The following is a 21213-nucleotide window of genomic DNA, read 5'->3' as shown; positions in this document are numbered from 1 at the left end:
ATGTCCGGTCCGACATCGGGTTTCCATCTCAACTTGTCGCTGATGACGCCGGGACATTTCCGGCAGGCGTGGCGGTTGCCGCACGCCGATCCGCTCGCCTATCTGGATATCGAGTACTTCCAGCGGCTCGCGCGCATCGCGGAGGCGGCGAAAATCGACGCGGTCTTCCTCGGCGACGGGCCGGCGCTGCGCGGGGAGATCGAGGAGGCGCCGGGCACCGGTATCGATCCGCTGGTGCTGCTGGGCTCCGTCGCGGCGGTGACCGAGCACCTCGGCGTGGTGATCACCTCCTCGACCACCTACAACTCGCCGTACAACCTGGCGCGGCGATTCCAGGCGCTCGACCATGTGACCAAGGGCCGGGCGGCGGTCAATATCGTCACCACCGGAACACCCGCCGCCGCAGCCAATTTCGGCCTCGACGCCCATCCCGATCGCGAGACCCGCTATCGGCGGGCCTGGGAATTCCTGGATGTGGTCACCAAACTCTGGGACAGCTGGGACGCCGGCTGGCTGATCGCGGACAAGGCGTCGGGCCGCTACGCCGATCCGGACCGGATCCACCGCATCGACCACGAAGGAGAGTTCTTCTCCGTCGCGGGCCCACTGCCGGTGCCGCCGGGTCCGCAGGGACGGCCGGTCGTGGTGCAGGCGGGCGGGTCGGAGGGCGGCCTGAGGTTGGCCGGGGGGTTCGCCGACGTGGTGTTCACGGTGGCTCAGACCCGAGAGCGGGCCGTCGCGTTCCGGGAGGAGATCCGCCGCCGGGCCGTGGCCGCCGGTCGCGGGCCGGACGCGGTGAAGGTGTCACTCGGCGTGGTGGTGCTGGTCGCGGCGACCGAGGAGCAGGCACGTCGCCGCGAACGCGAACTGTACGACCTGCTGCCGATCGAGCGGCTCACCGCCAACCTTCTCGCCAACCTCGGCCTGCCGACAGGGTCGTTCGGACCCGACGATCCGATCGCCGCCGGAGATCTCCCGGAAAACATTCCGGCCGAGACATTTTCGACCGGATTCAGCGAATCCACCCGAGCGCTGATCGCCGCCGGGCCGCGTACGCCGCGCGAGTTGATCGAACGCGGCGCCGGTGGATCGGGGCATCGCCTGCTGGTGGGAACCCCCGAACAGGTCGCCGACGATCTGCAGCAGTGGTTCGAAGCCGGAGCCGCGGACGGGTTCACGATCATGCCGGCCGAAACCGCCGTGGATCTGGAGAACTTCGCCACCGGCGTGGTGCCGATCCTGCAGCGGCGCGGGCTGTTCCAGCGAGAATATCGGGACCGGACACTGCGTGCGCGCTTGGGGCTGCCGGTGACGCACCGTCAGCTGGGCGAAATCGCCGAATCGGCCTGAAAACGGTTGTGCTGCAGCGGTAGCACCGAGGCGGGGACGTCGAGCCCCGCCTCGGCGCTTTCGCTCAGCGCAGCAGCGGCAGCAGGTGCTCGCCCTGGCGGTGGATCTCCTGCAGGTAGGGAGTGTCGGACAGGACGAAATGGGTGATCCCGAGGTCCTGATACTTCCGCAGCGATTTGGCGACGTCCTCGGCCGAACCGACCAGCCAGGTGCTGCCCGCACCGCCCCCGCCGACCCGGCCCGGCGCGGTGTAGAGGTTGTCGTCGAGCACGTCGCCGCGGGCCGCGAGGTCGTAGAGGCGCTGCTGGCCGACCGCGGCCCGCCGCTGCGGTTCCGGGCCCGCCTCATGGCTTTTCGCCATTTCCGCGACCCGGGCCTGGGCATCGGCCCACGCCTGTTCGGTGGTGTCGCGCACGACGGTGGTGACTCGCAGACCGAATTCCAGCGGCGGGAGTTCGCGTCCGTGCTGCTCGCTGAGCGTCCGCAGGCGTTCGATCCGCTCGCGCACGTCGGCGAGCGGCTCACCCCAGAACAGCTGGACATCGGCCACGGTCGCCGCGACCCGCTCGGCGGCCGCCGACGCCCCGCCGAAGTAGAGGGTGGGATGCGGCCTGCCCTCCCGGGCCGGAATGCGTGGCAGCACCGTGGAATCGGTCACCCGGTAGTGCGTTCCGTCGTGGGTGACGTTCTCCTCGGTCCAGAGCCGGCGAACGAGGCGGATGAACTCCTCGGTCCGCCCGTAGCGGGCGGCCTGGTCCTCCTCGGATTCGCCGTAGGCGGCGAGATTGTCCTTCCCGGAGACGATGTTGATCCGGACCCGGCCGCCGGACAGATGATCGAGTGTGGCGACCGCCGAGGCGAAATGGGCGGGACGCCAGTATCCGGGCCGGATGGCGATCAGCGGCTCGAACGACCGGGTGCGCGCGGCGAGCGCCGCCGCCACGGTGAGCGTGTCCGGACGTCCCCATCCGGTGCCGAGCAATGCGCCCTTCCAGCCGTACTCCTCGAGCGCTCGCGCCTGCGCGGTGAGGGTGTCGAGGCTGTTGTGATCGGTGGTGACGGTGTCGCCCCGGTGGCCCGGTGTCACTTGATTGGGGATGTACCAGAGGAATTCGGCGCTCATCGGGGTCGTCCTGTTCGGTGGTCGCGATCCGCGGCGGGCGCTGCTGGCTACCGCCGGAGGAAGAATGTTCGGCGAGGCGAACACCGAGAGTATGGCCCCGCCGGATCGTCCGATCGCCTGTCCGGCAGCGCGCCGCGATGTGTGAAAAGCGCTGTGTACTGCGATAAGTCGGCCCCGGCCGAAATAAATTCCGGGGGATTCGAGAGCGCCGCCGAGGGCGCCGGTTCGTCGGAGGGTGTCGAGTTCCTCACGCCCGGTTGCGCAGGACGCTCCGATCGCGAAAGTTCACAGCGTTTCCGGACGGAGACGACTCTCCGCGAGCGCCGCCGCTGCCGTCGCCACCGCGTCGATCATCCGGTCTCGCTGGGTGCCGGGGAGCCGCTCGGCCAACTGCCGCTCCAGTGTGGCGCGAACATCGTCGCGCAGCGCGAGCCCGGGGCCGGTCAGGACCGCTCGGGTGACTCGCCGGTCCGCCGGATCGGGTTCACGCGCCAGCAGTTCCCGGCGCTCCAATCGGTCCACCATTCCGGTGACGTTGGTCTTGTCGCATCCGAGCGCCGCGGCGAGCTCGCCGAAGGTGGGCCGCGACTTGTGCACCAGGCACAGCAACTCCACTTGCTGCGGGGTCAAACCGTAACTCCGCGCGACCTTTCCGTAGAGCACGCTCAGCTCCCGGTGCAATGCGCCGAAGGCGGTCACTGAATCCGGGTCACCGATGGCCATCGCCAAAGTTTAGCTGCCCGACTGTTGACATGCTCTACCAATTAGTCGATGGTGTGGACTATATACATGCTCATCTATATGGAGGACTCATGCCGGTAGCGATAGTGACCGGGGCGTCGGCGGGGATCGGGCGGGCGATCGCGGGCCGCCTCGGATCCGAAGGAACGGCTGTCGTCGTCAACTATCTCGGCAACCGCATTGCGGCCGAGGAACTGGTGACCACCGTCGAGGCGTGTGGCGGACGCGCGGTGGCCGCCCGGGCCGACGTCTCCGACCCCGCGCAGCTGCGCGGGCTGTTCGATCTGGCCGAGGACGAGTTCGGCGGAGTCGACATTCTCGTGAACAATGCGGGCACCGCTCGGTTCGCGTCTCTCGCGCAAGCCACCGACGAGGATTTCGACCGCACCTTCTCACTCAACGTGAAAGCCACGTTCGTCGCACTGCGCGAGGCGGCGAATCGCCTGCGCGATCACGGACGGATCGTGGTGATCTCCTCCGGCGTGACGGTCACCCACCGTCCCGGCTCGGCGGTCTATGCCGCGAGCAAGGCCGCCGCCGAGGAATTGGTGCGTGTTCTGGCCCGAGAGCTGGGTTCGCGTGGCATCACCGTGAACAGTGTGCTGCCGGGTGCGACCCGCACGGAAGCCCTCGCCGGTGCACGAAATACCGCGGCGCTCGAAGAGGTCGCTGCGGCGACGCCTCTCGGCCGCATCGGTGAGCCGGGAGATATCGCCGACATCGTCGCGTTTCTGGTCTCCGACAACGCGCGATGGATCACCGGCCAGTCCGTGCGCGCCGGCGGTGGACTCTTCTGACGTCCGCGGGCGATCGCGGTAAGAATTGGCCTGAACCAAAGCCTCCGGTCGGCCGCCGGAACGTGCGAATGTCGTTGGGTTATCGCGGATATGGACCGCGCCGGGCCTGCGAGGACATCGGCGTCGTATCCGCCGCAGGAGCGGGATGCGCCCCTCGTGCGGGCTGATCGCGCGATCCATTCAGCACACCGACGGTCCCGGGAGAGCACTTATGACGTCGACACATACCGAGCCCGTGCCACCGGCACTCGACTCCATCGAATTGCAGGCGGTGATCGACGAGATCGCCGCGGATGCCCGGCGCCGCCGCGAGGCCGGCGGGGGCCGACCGGATCGCGCGCTGGCGCTGGCTCGCGAGCATCGCCTGGGCGCGGTGCGGCTGCCGCGCGACCTCGGCGGCGCCGGCTACAGCCTGCGCGAATTCTTCGCTCTCGCGGTGCGGCTCGCACAGGCCGATCCCGACGTCCCGCACATCCTGCGCATCCACTGGGGCACCGCCGAGGAAGCGCTGCGCACGCGCGAGACGCAGCGAAGCAAGCAATGGCTGCGGTGGATCCGCGAGGGCAAGATCTTCGCCGGTGCGCAGTCGGAGCTGTCCGGGCAGCCCGGTGTGTACAGCTACGACACGCTGCTCACCGCCGAGGGGGATCGATTCCGGCTCAACGGCCGCAAGTTCTACAGCACGGGCAGCATCTACGCCGACTATCTGCGCATCGGCGCGAACGACGAAGCGGGACAACAGGTCAGCGTGGTCGTTCCGGGCGACCGCGAGGGCGTGGTGCACGTCGACGACTGGGACGGCATCGGACAGCGTGAGACCGGCAGCGGCACCACCGTCTTGGACGACGTGCTCGTGCACCCGGACGAGATCGGCGAATTCCGGCTGCTCCCAGGCCCGGGACGACCCCGCAGCCCGCTGGTGCATCTGCTGCTGCACGCGATCGCCGCGGGCATTCTGCGGGCACTGACCGAGGACACCGCGACGCTGCTGCGCGAGCGGACCCGATCCTATTCGTGGGGCAACGCCGAACTGGCCCGCAACGATCCGCAGCTGCTGGCTGTCGTCGGATCGCTGTCGAGTACCGCATTCGTGGTGGAAGCCGCGGTGCTGGCGGCCGCCGACGCGCTCGACGCGGCGACCCGGCACATCTGGCAGCACGGCGTCCCCGACGATCGCCTGGAACTCGCGGCCTCACTCCAGACCGCGCAGGTCAAGGTGGCCGTGGAAAAGATCGCGCTGAGCGCCGCGGCCGAGGCCTTCGACGCCGGTGGCGCGTCGTGGACGCGCGCATCGGCCGGGCTCGACCGGCACTGGCGCAATCTGCGGACGCTGTTCTCCCACAACCCGACCGTGTACAAGGCGCGGGTCGTGGGAGATGTCGTCGTCAACGACGCCGAGCTGCCGAGCGTCGGATTCTTCTGAGTCCGAGCGCTTTCCGGCAGTGTGGTGCGGGGGAGCTGGGTGGCGGTGCGTCGAGCGCCCGTCAGCCCGGCTCGTCCCCGCTGGCCACCGGGCGGGTGGAATCGGAACTCCACGCCGAGAACGAGCCGGGATAGAGAGCGGCCTCGACGCCGAGTGTCGCCAGCGCCAGCACGTCCAGGGTGGCCGCGGTGCCGCCGCCGCAGTAGGCGCCCCACTGCGTCCGGTCGCCGGATTCGCCCGCGCCCCGGTATTCGGCGCGCAGTGCGTCGGGGGCGCGCAACAACCCGTCCGGCGCGATATTGCGTGCCGCGGGAAGATGCACCGCGCCCGGGATGTGCCCGCCGCCGGAGGCGCCGGAATAGCCCGCGCTGTCGCGAGCGTCGAGGAGTACACCCGAGCGGGCCAGCGCACCCGCCGCGTCGGTGTCGAGCACCGGCAGCGAGCCGAGGGTGACGACGAACGAACCCGTGCGTGCCGGCGGCGCCTGATCCCCGACGTCCCCACCGGCCGCGACCCAGGCGGCCAGACCGCCGTCGAGGTACCGCACATCCGGCACCCCCGCCCAGCGCAGGGTCCACCATGCCCGCGCGGCGAGTGCGGGGACCTCGCGGCTGTACACCACGACGAGGGTGTCGGCGTCGATTCCCCAGCGCCACACGGCATTCTGGATCTGTTCCTCGGTGGGCAGCGGATACGCCCCGGACCCGGGCGATGTCGGCCCCACCAGATCGGCGGTCAGCGACACCACGTGCGCACCCGGCAGACGAGGCGCCGCGGCGACGGGCGGTTCGCGATGCACTTCCAGCAGCGTCACAGGCCGCCCAGAGGTCGGATGATGCTCGAGCAATTGGGTGGCGCTGATGACGACATCGGTCAGTGTGGACATGGCGAGTCCTTTCCGGAGGGTGGATCTACGGCACCTATGCGGTGAGTTCGGCGAGCTGAGCTCGCCGCACATCGGCGGACTGGCCTTGTACGAGGAGGAACAGGGCGGTGCGCGCGTAGAGCTGCGCGGTGTCGTCGGCGGCCAGCCCGCGGCCGGAGCGGGCGATGAGCAGGGCGCGGGTGATCGCCGACAATGCCTCGCCGACAGCGACTTTCACGGCGAGACGATCCTCGGCCCGGTAGGCCCCACCGCCGTGAGCACGCGCCTCGTCGGACAAGTCGTAGGCGGTGGCTCGCAGCTGCTCGAACCGCGGTCGCCACACCGCCGCCACCCGCTGCGCCGGTTGCTCCGACGTCAGTTCCAATTCGCGCAACACGGTGTCGGCCAGACCGAAATGCTGGGCGCGCGCGTCGTTGGAGACACCCTGGTCGAGGAAGCGCGCTCGTTCGATGGATTCGGTGGTGAGCACATTCTCCTCTGGCACGAAGACGTCGCCGAGCGCCACCCGGGCTGTGCGGCTGCCGGCGACCGCGCCGAGCGCCAGCGGGCCGGCACTGTGCAGGTGATCGTCCACGGGGACGAGGGCGGTGACGACGGTTTCGGTGTCCTTCTCCACCGCGGCGACGGTCAGCGCCGAGTTGAGGCCCCAGCCGCTGACCCACGACACGGTACCGTCGAATATCCAGCCGCCCTCGGCCTTTCGCGCCGCGATGTAGTGGTCGGGATATCGCCGCACATCGCTGACCCCGGCGCCCAGCAGCAACTCCCCGCGCAGAATGCGCTGTGCGAGTGGGGGAATCGGCGCGCCGGTGGCTTCCAGGGTGCCGATCCGTTCCGACAGCGAGGCGTGCTGGGCCCAGACCAGCCAGGTGTTGAAGCATGCGCCGGCGATGATTTCGTGCACCTGACGATCGGTCTCACGGTCGACGCCGGCGCCGCCGTAGCGCGGCGGGGCGGTGTGGTTGAGCAGCCCGAGCGCCGCGAGTTCCTCGATGTGCCCGGTGTCGACGCCGTCGCGATCGGTCGCGAGGGCCCGCGGTCGCAGCACGGTGTCGGCGTAGTCGCGCACCTTCGCGACGAGCGGATGGTCGGAGCCTGTCTTCGCGAATGTCACTGCGTCCCTTCCTGTCTCTACCGAGGACGCAGCCGCCGGGCAGGCGGCGACCGGCATCCTTCGAGCGAAATTATCGGCCCGGCCCGTGGGAGCGGATCGTTCCTGCGAGCGGATCCGCGGCCCTGGCCGCCGTCCGACCTGGTACGAATCGATACTGCCGGATAAAAATTCCCGCAGATTCGAGGTTCGCGCGTCCGCCGGATTCACGGAATCGCCAATTTCTACTACGAGGTTCGCGGCGTTTCCGTCAAGAAATACTTCATATTTCTCGTTCGCCGCAGCTGGGCTCAGGCTGAATTTTTTCGTAGGTAGAAACCGTTGGGGGGCTTACGTTCTGAACCATATCAATTCCCCGGAGTGGAAATCCGGATGAGGACGGTGGCCGGGGCCGGCGCTGGAGAGGGAAATATCGTGAGCGGCACAACAACGCATCGTGAGGTGCGACCGTGAGCAGAATCGGCGGCAGACGCCTGCTCGGAAAATTGACGGCGTTGTCGGTGGCGTTCCTCGCCGTCCCGGCGCTACTGGCCGGATGTGGTCTCGGAAAAGACAACGGCGTGGTGTATTTCCGCTTCGCCAACTCGCCCACCGCCCTGTCGCTGGTCCGGATCGCCGACGAACTGGGGTACTGGGACCACGCCGGGGTGAAGCCGAAATACGTGGGACCGGCCACCGCCGTGCCCGCGGTGCAGCTACTCGATCAGAACAAGATCGATATAGCGACCGGCATGTTCAACGGCGACATCGACGGGAAGGTGAAGGACTTCAAGTTCACCGCCATCGCGTCCAGCATGCTCGACCTGCCGAACGAACCGCATATGGCCTATTTCACCAAGGCCGGTTCGGATATCACCAAGAACAACCTGAAGGCCATCGAGGGCAGGACGGTCGGCATCTCGGCGACCAACAGCTGTGTCGATCTGGTGATCAAGCAGTATCTGAAGAACAACGGCGTCGACCTGAGCAAGGTGAAATTCCTCCAGCTCAAGGAGGAACTGATACCGCCGGCCATCGAAAAGGGTGAGGTCGATCTCGGCGTGTTCCATCCGCCGCTGGTCGGGGTGCTGCTGAGCAAGCCGGACAAGTTCGCCGAGGCGTTCACTTCCTTCGACGACTGGGGTCCGCAGGGCGGCCAGGCGCCGTATGTCGCGAGCAACGCGTGGCTGCAGAAGAATCCGGCCGCGGCGCGGGAATTCGTCGGCATCATTGCCAAGACCGCGAACTGGGCCAACGCTCACCCCAAGGAATCCGCGGAGATCGCCGGTAAGACCACCGGCTATCCGGTGGAGCAGACCACCAACTGGCATTACGCACCCAACGCCCTGCTCGACAAGGCGAGCCTGCAGTTGTGGTGGGACCTCGTCCGGGATGTGGGCAAACCGCTGCCCGGCTCGGAGAAGCTGAAGCCCGAGGACATCGCGACCAACGCCTTCAACCCGTATGCGAAATCGGCTGATCTGCTCGAATCCCAGGAGCAGAACACCACGATTCTCGACACCGAGCAGAACAGCAAGGTGCTGAAAACCGATCTCGTGGAAATCGCCGGCGCCGAGAAGTGATCGGGCGTTGACCAGTCCATTATTCGTCCCACAGAGAAGTCGAATGTCATGAGTCAGCAAGTGCTCGTCGAGCAAGTGGAAAAGGATCCACCGCGGCCCGCGCCCACCGAGTGGAAGATCGAGGCGAGGAGTGTCGGCAAGCTCTACCCGCGCACCGATCGGCGCGCGAAAGAGCCGACCACCGTCCTGGACGGATTCGATCTGCGGATCGGCAGCGGTGAGTTCGTCTCGCTGCTGGGCCCGAGTGGATGCGGGAAGTCGACCTTCCTGAACATCCTGGCCGGCCTCGAAACCTACAACGGGGGAGCGGTTTTCGTCGACGGTAAGCGAGTCGAGGGCGTCAACAAGAACGTCGGCGTCGTATTCCAGGGGTATGCGTTGTTCCCGTGGCTGTCGGCGCAGAAGAACGTCGAGGTCGGTCTCAAGGTCCGCGGCGTGGCGAAGGCCGAACGGCGGGAGCGGGCCGCGCAGGTGCTGCGGACGGTGGGCTTGGAATCTGCCGCACACCGGCTGCCGCATCAGCTGTCCGGTGGTATGCGCCAGCGCGTCGCGATCGCGCGCGTGCTCGCCTACGAACCGGAGGTCTTGGTCTTCGATGAGCCGTTCGCGGCCCTGGATGCCCAGACCCGCGAATTCCTGCAGAGCGAACTGCTGCGCATCTGGGAGTCGGGTGCCACGAAGAAGACGGTCCTGTTCGTCACCCACTCGATCGACGAGGCGATCTTCCTCTCCGACCGGATCGCGGTCATGACGCGGGCACCGGGCCGCGTGAAGGCGGTGCTGGATGTCGAGCTGCCGCGTCCGCGCGATGCCGCGGTGCGCAGTTCCGAAGATTTCGTGCACATTCGTTCGCGCGTCGCGCGGATCCTCGAGGAGGAGGTGCGCATTGGCAACGACGATCACTGAGCCGCTGCGTGATTCGGCGGCGCCGGCCGATCGGGATCTCATCCCGCCCAAGGCCCCCAATCCGTGGCTCGCGAAATTCGACCGGCTTCTCTACGGTGTCATCGGTCTCGGGCTGTTCCTGCTGTTGTGGTGGTGGGTGGTCGCCAGCGGCCAGGTCAGCGATCAGTACCTATCGACACCGCAGGACACTTTCGGGGCGTTCGTCGACGGACTGAGCGACGGCACCCTGGGCAGCCAGATCTGGCCCAGTGTGCAGCGCGCGGTGATCGGATTCGTGATCGCGCTGGTACTGGGCGTCGCTCTGGGCATCCTGGTCGGATCGTTCCGGATCTTCCAGAAACTCGCCGAGCCGGTCCTGCTGTTCTTCCGCAACCTGTCGCTGCTGGCGCTACTGCCGGTCTTCGTGCTGTTCTTCGGCATCGGCGAGGAGTCGAAGATCGCGATCGTGGTGTGGGCCTGCTTCTGGCCGATCTTCGTCAATGCGGTGAGTGCGGTGAGCGGGGTCGAGCGCCTGCTGCTGAACGCGGCACGGACACTCGGCGCCGGACGCTTCTACATCTTCACCCAGGTCGTGCTGCCGGCCGCCTTCCCGGCGATCTTCCCCGGGATCCGGCTGGCCGCCGCCAACGCATTCACCGCCCTCGTCGCGGCCGAACTCGTCGGCGGCGCGCAGGGGATCGGCATCTACATCAACACCGCCTCGCTGCGGTATCAGACCCCGCAGATGTATGCCGGAATATTCGCCCTCGGTCTGGTCGGAATCATCGTCAACTCGATTCTGACCGTCGTCGAATGGCGAGTTACCTCCTGGCAGCGGGGACTGACGAGCAAATAGCGCGGAAAGTAGTCGAATGCACAGGAAAGATCGGCGCCGGCTGCCCGCAGCGATGCGGGTTCCGGTTCGGCGCAGAATCGCGACGATCGTCGCCTCGCTTCTTCTCGTGCCCACCGCGGCGGCCGGATGCGGAGCGGCGACGAAGGTCAGCTACGAACCTGCCGCTGACGACGAGAATGCGCTGGTCGTGTACGTCGACCGCGGCGACGATCGGGAAATCCTCGATTACGCGATCCACAACCTGCTGCCGGATTCGGTGAAGGTGAAACCGGTCGACGCGGCCGGCGACGCCAATGCCCGTATCGCCGCCGGGAAGGGCGATCTTTCCTACTTCCAGCACATTCCGGCGTTCGAGGCCGACAGCCAGAAGAATTCCTATACGAATCTGAGCATCGTGTCGAAGGTGAACGTGGTGCCCTACGCGGTGTATTCGTCGAAGTGGCGCGATCTGAAGGACACCGCCGACTGGGTACATGTGGGATTGGTGCGGGACCAGGTCACCGGGGTGAGTCTGCCGCACGGCGCGCAGGTGGCGCTGCCGGCGACGCCTACCGGTTTCGCGCGCGGGCTCTACCTGCTGCAGAGTGCGGGCCTGGTGACGCTGGATCGTCCGTTCGGCGGCACCTCGGCGGCGGATCTGACGATCGGTCAGGCGAACGTGCGCGACTCGCCGCGGCATCTGTCGTTGCTGCCGTTGAGTTTCGACCAGGATCTGAGATCCATCTATCAGAGCTACGACGCGGTGGCCCTCAGTCCCGAGCAGGCCGCATCATTGGGGCTGCAACCGGCGAAGGACGCCCTCGCGATCGAGCCGGGGCCCGGAAATCCTTATGCGCACGTGCTTGTCGCGCCGTCGCGGCTGGCGGGCGACCAGCGGGTGCTGGAATTGACCCACGCACTGGAGAGCCCCCGGCTGGCTCAGTTCCTGGCAACGAAATACCAGGGCGCGGATATCGCCGTGGCCGCCGCGGGCGCCAAGTGACGTCGTTCGACATGCCGGGCCGAAATCCATCCGCCGAAACCTCTACATACAAGGAAAACGATGGCAGACAGCGACATTCGCGAGCGGCGTGCACCCGTGCGGAGGCACCTCGTCCGGCGTTGCAGCGCGGCGGCCATCGCGGCCGCGGTGCCGCTGGTGGCATACGCGGCTCCGGCCGCGGCGCACGTGCAATCCGACGGCACACCGGTGACCAAGGGCGGCTACGGAGTCGTGCACCTGATCGTGCCCGGTGAATCCGCCACGGCGAATACGGTCGGGCTCACCGTCACCATCCCTACCGGCGTGGACCTGAAATCGGCACGGACACAGCCTATTCCGGGCTGGACGGCGTCGGTCGAACGGGATCAGGCCGCCGGTCGGGTGACCAAGATCGTGTGGAACGCGAATACACCGGCCGACGGTTTCGGCAATACGCAGTATCGCGAATTCTCGTTCTCGGCGGGCCCGTGGCCGAAGACTGGGGATTCGGTCGCGCTGCCGTCCGATCAGCGGTATTCCGACGGTTCGGTGGTGTCGTGGAACGAAATAGCGGTCGACAAGGCCAGCGAGCCCGAACATCCGGCGCCCGTCGTGCCGGTGACCGCGATCGCCGCCGGACATTCCGACGACGGCGGCCATGCCGTATCGGCGGCGAACACCTCGCCGGATCGGCACGACGACGCCGCGTTGCACGACGGAGGCGAATCATCGCCGAGCGAATGGTGGCAGGTGCTGTCGGTGGTGGCGCTGTTGCTCGCGGTCGCGGCGGGTGCGGCGGCGACACTGGCATTGCGGCGCGATCGTGAGCCTCGGTCCTAGGGGTGCACTGCGGTGCTGGTTCGTCCTGCTCGTCGCGATCCTGGCGCCGGTGTGGGCGGCCGGCGCCGCGTCCGCGCACGCCGTGCTGGTGTCGACGACACCGGAATCGGGAACCCATGTCGACACCGCGCCGGCTGAGCTGCGGCTGCAACTCGACGAGCCGGTCACCCTGGTCGCGGGCTCGGCCCAGCTGATCGACAGCGGCGGACAACGATTCGCGCTGTCCGCCGCCCGGCTCGACGACGGTCAGCGCCGGGTTGTGCTGGTGCCGGCCGAGGCGGTTCCCGACGGGGCCTATCTGGCCACCGCGCGCGTCGTGTCCGCCGATACCCACGTGGTGTCGTTATCGATTCAGTTCACCGTGGGTGCGGTGACCGCCCAGGGCCGGTTCGCCCAGCATTCTTCGACCGGTATCGAGCAATATCTGAACTCTCCGACGCGGGGTATCACCTATCTGGGATTGATATTGTCGGCCGGGTTGTACGCCGCGGCGCTCTGGGTGTGGCCGACGGTGGTTCGCAGGCGACGTTTTCGGATGCTCTATCGGGTGGGAATCGGGATTTTCGTCGCCGGATTCGTCTGCCGATTTCTCGTTCTGGTCGCCCAGCAGGACGGCGGTCTGTCCGCGATGTCGGCAACGGGTGTACGCACCGTTCTCGAGACCCCGCTCGGAGTGGTGACGGTGATCGCGGCGGCGGCCTCGATCATCGCCTTCGCTCTCGTCACCCGTGCCGCCCGCGCGGTCGTGGGGGCGGGTGCGGTGCAGGCCGCTGCCGCGGTTGTCGCGGTGACGCTGGACGGTCACGGCGGCTCGGTACAGGGGTGGCCGTGGTCGTTCGCCGGCACACTGCTGCACGTGTACGGCATCACCGTGTGGCTGGGTGGTGTCGTCGTGGTCGCCTTCGTCCTGCGTGGGGTCCGGAATCGGGGTCGATGGCATGCGGTCGCGGTCGGGCACGTGGTGGCGGCCGTGGCCGGTGGGATCGTGCTGGCGGTCCTGCAGGTGCACCCGCCGGCCGCTCTCGTGCACACCACCTACGGTCTGGTCCTGGTCGCCAAAGTCGTTGGGGCACTGAGCGTCGTGTCGCTCGGCTATCTGAGCCTGCGGTGGTTCCGCCGCACCGATGCGATCGTCGGCCGGCCCCGGACCGTCGTGCTGGAGACGGCGCTGGCGGTGGTGGTGCTGGCGGTGACCTCGGTGCTGACGACGCTGGCTCCGGCGAAGGACACCTACACCACCGATCTCGCGACCACGCTCGACTTCGGGGCGGCGCAGGTGCTGCATGTAGGCATCGACTCGATCCGGCACGGCCCGCAGCGGCTCACGGTCGACTACGCACCGGCGAATACGTCTGCGGCGCAGCATGATTCCGCGACCGTGAGTGTCGATCTTTCGTCGGAATCGGCGAATGTGGCCCGGTTGCCGGTGACGTTGGGCCGCCCCGTGGTCGAGCGCGAATCGCTGGTGTGGCGCAGCGAGCAGCTCATCGTTCCGGCAGCGGGAAAGTGGAAAGTCACGGTCCGATTCGACGGTGGCACCGGTCCGAAACTCGCCTCGTTCCATTACCGGGTTCTGTGAATTGCGGAATGCCGGATGCCACCTTCGTCCGCCCATTTGCATCGCGGGGCGGTGCAGCGGTTGGCGAAGGCCTTCGAGACTCTCTGACGCCGCATCTTCGCGCCCGCGGCCCCTCGGGGTTCGGTTTTTGGGGTCGTGCATGCTCGGCGCCGCCGTAGGACCGATCGGCTCGCAGTTCAGCGCGCCGATTTCACCACGTCCCCGCTAACCGGGGGCATCGTCGAGGTCCGCGGCATCCACCAGCGCAATCGCATATCCGTCCCGCGCCAGCACCACCGGGCCCGTGGCATCGGAAAGACGCTGTGCGGCAACGGCGAACGGTTCGTGCACCCCGATCACGGGCAGGGGTGGATCCAGATGGTCGGTCACCGGATCGGCGTCCGGCGCACCGGCCAGCCGCGATGCCGACACCGCACCCAGGATTTCCGCGACCACGACATATCCGGCGCCTGGACGTGCCAACCGCACCGGCAGCGCGGCGTACGCGCCGAGCAGATCGCGGGCCCGCGCCACGGTCACATCCGATGGTACGACCGCCGGAGCGTCCGCGTCCGCCGCGACCGCAATCCGGTCGCCGACACGAGGGCCCGGTGCGGTGGGCGCGGCATCGAAACCCAAGCGTCCCAGCCACTGTGGGTCGAAATATTTGGACAGGTAGTTGCGCCCCGAGTCCGGTGCGATGGCCACCACCACATCGCCGGGACCCAGTGTGCGCGCGACTCGCAGGGCTGCGGCGACGGCCGTGCCGGTGGAACCGCCGACCAGCAGCCCCTCCTCACTGGCGAGCCGCCGCAACACCTCGAACGCCTCGGCATCGGGAACCTGCTCGATCCGGTCGACCACCTCGGGGTGATAGGACTGCGGCCACTCGTCGGTATCGGTGCGTGGATGCAGATAGTGCCCGATCGATTCCACGTACCAGGCGTGACCGTCACCGCCGCTGTAGATCGACGACTCGGGGTCTGCGCCGATCACCCGCACCTGCCCGCCGGAGACGGACTTGAGGTATTCACCCGTGCCGGTGATCGTACCGCCGGTGCCGATTCCGGCGACGAAATGCGTTACCCGACCACCAGTTTGGGACCAGATCTCGGGTCCGGTGGTCTCCCGGTGGGCGGCCGGATTGGCGGGATTGTCATACTGACCGGAGTACCAGGCGCCCGGAATGTCCGCGGCCAGTCGTAGCGCCACATTCTTCAGGAAGTCCGGATGCTGACGCGGCAGTCCGCCGGCCGTCACATGGACCTCGACGCCATAGGCGCGCAGCAGCGCCAGTTTCTCGGCACTGGATTTGTCCGGTACCACGACGATCGTGCGGTAGCCACGCGATGCGGCGATCGCGGCCAGCGCTATGCCGGTATTGCCCGACGTCGATTCGACGACGGTGCCGCCCGGGCGCAGCTCACCGGCCGCCTCGGCGGCGTCGATCATCGCGCGCGCGGCCCGATCCTTCACGCTGCCCAGCGGATTCAGATATTCCAGCTTCAGGTAGACGGTGGCGGCGATGCCCTCGGTCACCCGGTTCAGGCGGATCAGCGGTGTATTCCCGATCGCGTCGGCGACCGAGTCGAATACACCGAGCTGCCGGTCGGCGACGGTCATAGTTTCCCCTTCTCCTGCGACCGCCCGGCCCGGTTCGCCGAGGGGGTGATCGCGATCGGATTCGATGTCAGGACGCCGGCGCCTGCACGAAAGTCAGCAGAGATCGCTTACGCACGGTGAAGCCGAGGGTTCGATACAGCTCGATGGCCGTGATGTTGCCGGCTACCGCGTGCAGGAACGGGATCTCGCCGCGCGCACGGATTCCCGCGCCCACCGCACGCACCAGCCGAGAGGCGTAGCCGCGGCCGCGGAATTCCGGATCGGTACAGACCGCGCTGATCTCGGTCCACCCGGGCGGGTGCATCCGCTCACCCGCCAACGCCACCAGCTGCCCGTCCACCCGCAGCCCCAGATAGGCGCCCATCTCGATGGTCCGCGCGAGGTAGGGCCCGGGCTCGGTACGGGTGATCAGTTCCAGTATCTCCGGCACGTCGGCGGCGGTGAGCCGCACCGCGTCCGGATCGTGTGCGACACGCAGTGCGGAACCGTCCATCTGGACCGTCTCCAGCGTCCGCAGCACCCGCCAATCCGGCGGTGGCCGATGCCCGTAGCCGCGCAGCGCGGTACCGCCGCCGGGGCCCAATACGGTGGCCAGATCGGCCCAGTCCCGCGGGTCGAGGCTCGGCGGGTGACCGATGAATGCCGAGACCTCCGGGTCGTAGCGCCCGATCCGCCCCACCCAGGTGGCGAACCGGCTGTGTGCCCCGCGCAACGAGGTCCGCACCGGATCATCGAGTGGATGGTGGGCGTCGAGACACGGTGCACCGCCGCCATACTCGACGCCCTGCTCGGATCTGCCCTGCTGCACGGTCACGTGATCCTCCTCCGCCGGGGCTCCGAGGCAGCACGCTAACCGTCCGACCGCCCACCCACACCGTTTGCGCTCACCGCAAGCCGAACGGACCGCCCTCGCTGTGCCCTGTTCGGCGAATCGAGAGGTCGATGCGGGCCACAGTCGCACAGTGTGGCGGTTCGTGACACTCGAACCATCGTGATCCGAAGTGCCGGTCCGGGTGTGTTTGCGCAGTTCCACAGGGCCGCATCGCTTTCGGGAGCGGCCCGATCCCGGCCGTGGACTCCGCCGCCCGGCCGACCCTGTGGGTGCTCCACGACTTCCGGCCACAAGCCTGACAGCGCGTCCCACCCGACGTCGCTGTCGCACCGCGTCGATCCACCGAAAGGTCACGGGAGTGAACGCAGGAATCTTCCGGCAGCAGGACTATCGCATTCGACTCGAGTGGGGGCGCGAAGGTGTCGAGCAACTCGGCCCGGAGTGCGGGGCGTTGATCATCGTCGATGTCCTCTCCTTCTCGACGTCGGTGGATATCGCGGTATCCCGGGGCGGGCGGGTACTGCCGCTACCGCTGCGCCGCGCCGATCCCCGAGCCGCCGTCGAGGCCGAGCGGGCCGGTGCGGTGCTGGCCGCTGCGAAACATGACAGCGGGTGGTCGCTGAGTCCATCGTCCCTGCTCGAACTTCCGGCGGGCACGTTGCTGGCGTTGCCTTCCCCGAATGGCGCGACGCTGTCGGGCATTGCCGCCCAATACGATTCGACTGTGTTCGCCGGCTCGCTCCGCAACGCCGATGCGGTCGCGAAGGCCGCGATCGCCGCCGCCGGTGATCGGCCCGTCGGCATCATCGCGGCGGGCGAGCGGTGGGGGATCGTCGACGGGCCGCTGCGTCCGAGTCTCGAAGATCAGCTGGGCGCGGGCGCGATCTCCGCCGCCCTACTGGCACACGATGGCGATGGCTCACCGGAGGCCCGACTCGCCGCCATCGGATTCCGCTCCGCCACAATCGAATTGCCCACACTGCTGGCCGAGGCGATCTCCGGCCGGGAACTGACGGACAAGGGGCTGGCTCACGACGTACACCTCGCGGCACAGTGGAACGCCAGTACGACCGCACCCGTGCTTGTCGACGGAATCTATGGGGGGTGAACTTATTCGAGCGATTCCTACCGTCGCCGACGCGGAACCGGGACTGCGCGCGGTGGTGGTGTTTCGCCGGAAACGGGGTTGCAGCGGATTCGCCCGAACCGCCACGCCATGAATCTGCCGAACCCGTCGGAGGAGAAGCTCTCGCGCCCGGCGCAAAGAGTCCGTCGGCGAGCCGAGGCCGTCGGAGAGGGAGGTCGACCCCGGCTCCCCATCGGGGGATGTGCTGAATACTTCGACGAATGGTTGCTCCCACCCTGTTCGACACACCGTTGTTCCATCGCCTTCGGCACTGCGAGCGGATTCTGATCGCCGGTGCCGGTGGCGGGTTCGACCTGCTCAGCGGTTTGCCGATAGCCTTCGCGCTGCACGAGCACCTCGAGACGATCTTCCTGTCCAACCTCACCTTCACACCTATCACACGCACCGATGCACGACCCGTAGCGGCTGGAGTGTTCGAAGTCGACGCCGACACCGACTGTCCGATTTCCTACTGACGGCGGGACCGATCTACTCATGACCGGTGACGAAGCCGGACTCGGAACGCCGGTCGAAGACGTCACCAGCCTCGGCGAATACGGGGACCACCACTCACTGACACGCACCCGCGCGAAAGGTGCCGAGCTGTTCATCAACCCGCTGATGTCGATGGTCTGGGGATTCGATCTCGACGCGGTCGCGAACCGCGTGCTCTACCGTCACGACATCGCCCACGCGACAACGCCATTCGAAGTCGCCGCCGCCATCGAAGCGTTTCGTGACCACATCCCGCTGCGGCCACGGCGGACGATACCGGCTTGATTTCGCGGCCGCGTCTCCCACCCTGAAAGCCATGTCGTCCCCGAGCGCGTCGGCGGTCGCCAGTGGCGGCGGTCACTCTTGACCGTTGCCAGTCGGTGGCGTTAGTTTCGAACCGACATGAACTTGGGGGGTGAAATGTCTTCTTCGACAGGACGTTTCGTTAGCAAAACAGTAGCTGTTCTCACTGTCGTCCTCGGCATCTTCGGGATGTTGCTGGTCGCGGCGCCGGTGGGGTCTGCCGATCCATTGGACTGCGGGGCGGTCGCCGCGCGGATCGAGGCGCACAATCAGGCTGCCGCGGTCCACAACGCGAGTCCGCCGAATCCGTCGGACGAGGCGGCGGTGGCGGCCTACAACGCGGAGGCCGAGCGCGGCAATGCCGAGATCCCGGAATTGCAGAGCCTGGCCGAGCAGTGCCGGGCCGAGGGGCACGACGTTCCGCAGGTCGGTGCGCTGCCGAAACCCGATGCGCCGCAACCGTGCCCGGCCGCGCTGATCATCGCCGCGGCCGCGCCCAACCCGAGCTGCCCACCGAGCCCTGCACCAGGGCCCGCGCCCACGCCTTCGCCGAGTCCGGCGCCGGCGAAGCCGCGCACGCCGTCGGTACCGTTGCCGCCGCGCTCGTCGACCGGTCCGGCGCTACCGAATCCCGCGATGGCGTTGCCGCCGTTGTCGCGGATCATCCGCAATCCCGCGATCCCGCAAGGTGGCACCTACAATCCGTCGACGTTGATCGGGAACCCCGCTCCGGCACAGCCGGCCCTCCTGCCCAACAGCATGGTGAACGGCCCCAACGCCTTCCGTGTCCTGCCCGCACCCGCGAATCCGTTGCAGGCGCCCGGCGCTACCGGTGGAATCGGGCCGGCGCCGGATATGACGGCCATGCAGCAGGAATTCTTCGCCAACGCCTTCCAGATCCAGCGGGCCGCGCAGGGGGTGCTGCGCCCGAGCAACGCCACGCCGCAGGTGTTCGCGTTGCCGAACCCGGACGGCACCAATCCGGTCGCCGATCAGACCCCGGTCATCCTCATCGCCGGCGATGGCGGCAATGTGCTGGCCTCGCCGCTGGACGACTACAACCGCTCCGGCGGCCTCGTCGGCTACGTCACCCCCGCCATGGTCGGCACGGGCGGTTCTCCCTCGATCAAGATCCCCGGCGCGAGCAGGCCGTATCAGCGTGGACATCTGTGCGCCAACGTCAACGGCTGCCCGGGGGATCTGCCTCAGTTCCTCACTCCGGAACTCGGCGCGATCAACACCGGCATCATTCGCGACTGGGACGTCGAGATCAGCAAGGTCGTCAGCGGCGCCAGAGTCGCCGACGGGATCCCGCAGCAGAACGTATCGCTGGGCAAGATCCCGCTCTACGTCGGCGACAACGCCATCCCCGACTACATCCTGATGTGGGCGATCGGCGACAAGGGATGGAATCCCGGTCCTGTGCTGATCCAGAATTTCTGACAGGATCGAGACGATGACCGCCTTCGACGAGCTCACCACCCTCCTCCCGCCGCCACCGGCACGGCCGCCGGTGACCTGGGAGGTGACCGAGGCCGAGCTCGGTGTCGAGCTGCCGGCCGAATACAAGCGGCTCTACCACGCCTACGGTGATGTCCTGTGGTGCAACGCATTCCGGTTGCTGGGCCCCGCGTCCGACGAATGGGACGATCTCGCCGCCCGCACCCACCGGGCCCGCGGCGACCTGCTGCCACCGGAACAATTATTGCCGCAATGGCAGCCTCCGGTGCCGGCCGGGGTGTCGATCGAACCGGCACAGCTGATCCAGTGGGGCGCTCACGAGAGCGGGGACTACCTGCTGTGGTACCCCGGACCGGATCCGGCGGTGTGGACGATCATCCTCACCAACGTCCACCAATCCGCGTGGTTGTTCACCGCCATGCCGGTCACCGACTTCCTGCTGGCCTGGACCACCGGGACCCTCGACCTGGGCGGCAACGACTACTTCGACGTCGCCCACTACCTCGACGGTGAGCCGCCCTACTACGAGATCGACAATCCCGCAGGCGATCTCGCGGGCGGTGAGCCGATCCGGGTACAAGCCACACCTTGAACCGGCACCGCGGAAAGGGCGATGGGGTGACGCGCGTCGTTCAGCCGCCGACGGCTGTGGTCGGCGAGGCCGACCGATCGCCCCTCGTCGTCTACATCGTCGAACACGGTGAGCCCGTGGTCACCGGTCGCCGGCAATTGTGCTGTCTGCTCAGGACAGGATCAGGGGCTGTGGCCTCGATCCGAGCGGGCGGTCGCTTCAGTCCCAGTAGTTGAACAGCGCCTCGCCGAGGGTGTGTGGCTTCCAGTACTCGATGTCGGATCGTTCGATGTCGGGCCAGGCGGTCGCGACGAACGGACCGTTGAGGTCGGCTGCGGTGAGTACTGTGAATCCCGGCGACGTGGCGAGGGCGCCCACCAGCTCCGGTGCGTCGACGAAAACCATCGGGCCCGACTCGGTTACACCGTCGGCGCAATCGATCGTCCGCGGTTCGGCTACCGCAAGCATCGTCGAGTGGCGGACCGCGACCACCGCGACCTGCTGATCAACGTAGGCGATGATCCCTTGATGGAAGTTCGGCGTCACGCCGTCTGCCACACGAAACTCGACCACGGTGCCGCCTGTGCGGCGGGCGGCGTCGTAGCAGGCCCGGCGGAATGCGCGGAGTTCGGTCACGAGTGCGAATGTATCCCTGTTCGCTGATGGGGTGGTGGCCACTGCGCCGAGTCGCTTCCCGATAGGGTGCCGG

Annotated in this window: 21 protein-coding genes; 14 read left to right on the top strand and 7 right to left on the bottom strand. The window is 67.6% G+C overall.

The window, feature by feature from the left end; genetic code table 11:
- Positions 1-1350: an NtaA/DmoA family FMN-dependent monooxygenase gene (locus AC5592_RS15735; protein ID WP_063064634.1), complete on the top strand. Its 1350-nt coding sequence runs from the start codon at positions 1-3 to the stop codon at positions 1348-1350.
- Between the two features lie 64 nt (positions 1351-1414).
- Here the strand turns inward: AC5592_RS15735 and AC5592_RS15730 are convergent, their stop codons facing one another.
- Both AC5592_RS15730 and AC5592_RS15725 read right to left on the bottom strand, forming a co-directional pair.
- Complete coding sequence (locus AC5592_RS15730) at positions 1415-2473, bottom strand: LLM class flavin-dependent oxidoreductase (protein WP_063064633.1); 1059 nt, start codon at positions 2471-2473, stop codon at positions 1415-1417.
- Positions 2474-2758: 285 nt separating this feature from the next.
- Complete coding sequence (locus tag AC5592_RS15725; RefSeq protein WP_063064632.1) at positions 2759-3196, bottom strand: MarR family winged helix-turn-helix transcriptional regulator; 438 nt, start codon at positions 3194-3196, stop codon at positions 2759-2761.
- Between the two features lie 89 nt (positions 3197-3285).
- On the opposite strand from AC5592_RS15725, the gene AC5592_RS15720 reads away from it, so the two are divergent.
- Both AC5592_RS15720 and AC5592_RS15715 read left to right on the top strand, forming a co-directional pair.
- The gene (locus AC5592_RS15720; RefSeq protein WP_063064631.1) at positions 3286-4011 is read left to right on the top strand and encodes an SDR family oxidoreductase; all 726 of its coding nucleotides are present in this window, start codon (positions 3286-3288) and stop codon (positions 4009-4011) included.
- 211 nt (positions 4012-4222) lie between these two features.
- The gene (locus tag AC5592_RS15715) at positions 4223-5434 is read left to right on the top strand and encodes an acyl-CoA dehydrogenase family protein (RefSeq protein WP_063064630.1); all 1212 of its coding nucleotides are present in this window, start codon (positions 4223-4225) and stop codon (positions 5432-5434) included.
- Positions 5435-5495: 61 nt separating this feature from the next.
- On the opposite strand, the gene AC5592_RS15710 is transcribed toward AC5592_RS15715, so the two are convergent.
- Both AC5592_RS15710 and AC5592_RS15705 read right to left on the bottom strand, forming a co-directional pair.
- Positions 5496-6320 (bottom strand): sulfurtransferase, encoded by an 825-nt coding sequence (locus tag AC5592_RS15710; protein WP_036508038.1) that lies wholly within the window; start codon positions 6318-6320, stop codon positions 5496-5498.
- A gap of 34 nt (positions 6321-6354) precedes the next feature.
- Entirely contained in the window at positions 6355-7434 is a 1080-nt protein-coding gene (locus tag AC5592_RS15705) for an acyl-CoA dehydrogenase family protein (protein ID WP_232329372.1), read from the bottom strand.
- Between the two features lie 446 nt (positions 7435-7880).
- Here AC5592_RS15705 and AC5592_RS15700 point away from each other — a divergent pair, with 446 nt between their 5' ends.
- From AC5592_RS15700 to AC5592_RS15675, 6 genes are read left to right on the top strand one after another with little or no spacing between them, the layout of a single operon-like run.
- Positions 7881-8993, top strand: a complete 1113-nt coding sequence (locus AC5592_RS15700) for an ABC transporter substrate-binding protein (RefSeq protein WP_232329371.1) — start codon at positions 7881-7883, stop codon at positions 8991-8993.
- Between the two features lie 48 nt (positions 8994-9041).
- Entirely contained in the window at positions 9042-9899 is an 858-nt protein-coding gene (locus AC5592_RS15695; protein WP_063064629.1) for an ABC transporter ATP-binding protein, read from the top strand.
- Complete coding sequence (locus AC5592_RS15690; RefSeq protein WP_232329370.1) at positions 9880-10734, top strand: ABC transporter permease; 855 nt, start codon at positions 9880-9882, stop codon at positions 10732-10734. The genes AC5592_RS15695 and AC5592_RS15690 overlap by 20 nt, the downstream gene beginning before the upstream one ends.
- 16 nt (positions 10735-10750) lie before the next feature.
- Positions 10751-11716, top strand: coding sequence for a MetQ/NlpA family ABC transporter substrate-binding protein (locus tag AC5592_RS15685; RefSeq protein WP_232329369.1), 966 nt, complete (start codon positions 10751-10753; stop codon positions 11714-11716).
- A gap of 60 nt (positions 11717-11776) precedes the next feature.
- Complete coding sequence (locus tag AC5592_RS15680) at positions 11777-12535, top strand: YcnI family copper-binding membrane protein (protein ID WP_063064627.1); 759 nt, start codon at positions 11777-11779, stop codon at positions 12533-12535.
- On the top strand, positions 12519-14114 hold the full coding sequence (locus tag AC5592_RS15675) for a copper resistance CopC/CopD family protein (protein WP_232329368.1): 1596 nt from the start codon (positions 12519-12521) through the stop codon (positions 14112-14114). Before AC5592_RS15680 ends, AC5592_RS15675 begins: the two co-directional genes overlap by 17 nt.
- A gap of 204 nt (positions 14115-14318) precedes the next feature.
- On the opposite strand, the gene AC5592_RS15670 is transcribed toward AC5592_RS15675, so the two are convergent.
- A complete protein-coding gene (locus tag AC5592_RS15670) occupies positions 14319-15716 on the bottom strand; it encodes a PLP-dependent cysteine synthase family protein (RefSeq protein WP_063064626.1) in 1398 nt (465 codons plus the stop codon).
- 67 nt (positions 15717-15783) lie between these two features.
- Complete coding sequence (locus tag AC5592_RS15665) at positions 15784-16440, bottom strand: GNAT family N-acetyltransferase (RefSeq protein ID WP_232329377.1); 657 nt, start codon at positions 16438-16440, stop codon at positions 15784-15786.
- A 466-nt stretch (positions 16441-16906) separates the two neighbouring features.
- Here AC5592_RS15665 and AC5592_RS15660 point away from each other — a divergent pair, with 466 nt between their 5' ends.
- The 5 genes from AC5592_RS15660 to AC5592_RS15640 all read left to right on the top strand — a co-directional run bounded on the left by AC5592_RS15660 (position 16907) and on the right by AC5592_RS15640 (position 20525).
- A complete protein-coding gene (locus AC5592_RS15660) occupies positions 16907-17656 on the top strand; it encodes a 2-phosphosulfolactate phosphatase (protein ID WP_232329367.1) in 750 nt (249 codons plus the stop codon).
- A gap of 239 nt (positions 17657-17895) precedes the next feature.
- Positions 17896-18150 (top strand): hypothetical protein, encoded by a 255-nt coding sequence (locus AC5592_RS15655; protein WP_063064625.1) that lies wholly within the window; start codon positions 17896-17898, stop codon positions 18148-18150.
- A gap of 19 nt (positions 18151-18169) precedes the next feature.
- Positions 18170-18454 carry a hypothetical protein gene (locus AC5592_RS15650; protein ID WP_036509513.1) on the top strand — a complete coding sequence of 95 codons (285 nt, stop codon included), beginning with the start codon at positions 18170-18172 and terminating at the stop codon, positions 18452-18454.
- Between the two features lie 135 nt (positions 18455-18589).
- The gene (locus AC5592_RS15645; RefSeq protein WP_157121898.1) at positions 18590-19915 is read left to right on the top strand and encodes a hypothetical protein; all 1326 of its coding nucleotides are present in this window, start codon (positions 18590-18592) and stop codon (positions 19913-19915) included.
- A gap of 13 nt (positions 19916-19928) precedes the next feature.
- Entirely contained in the window at positions 19929-20525 is a 597-nt protein-coding gene (locus tag AC5592_RS15640) for an SMI1/KNR4 family protein (RefSeq protein WP_063064623.1), read from the top strand.
- A 198-nt stretch (positions 20526-20723) separates the two neighbouring features.
- Here the strand turns inward: AC5592_RS15640 and AC5592_RS15635 are convergent, their stop codons facing one another.
- Positions 20724-21140 carry a hypothetical protein gene (locus AC5592_RS15635; protein ID WP_063064622.1) on the bottom strand — a complete coding sequence of 139 codons (417 nt, stop codon included), beginning with the start codon at positions 21138-21140 and terminating at the stop codon, positions 20724-20726.
- Positions 21141-21213 lie beyond the last annotated feature (73 nt).

The organism is Nocardia violaceofusca NBRC 14427 (genome assembly GCF_963869435.1).
In the GTDB taxonomy this organism is placed as follows: domain Bacteria; phylum Actinomycetota; class Actinomycetes; order Mycobacteriales; family Mycobacteriaceae; genus Nocardia; species Nocardia aobensis.
The sequence above is the reverse complement of the archived record's forward strand: the minus strand, read 5'-3'. Positions and strand labels throughout refer to the sequence as shown.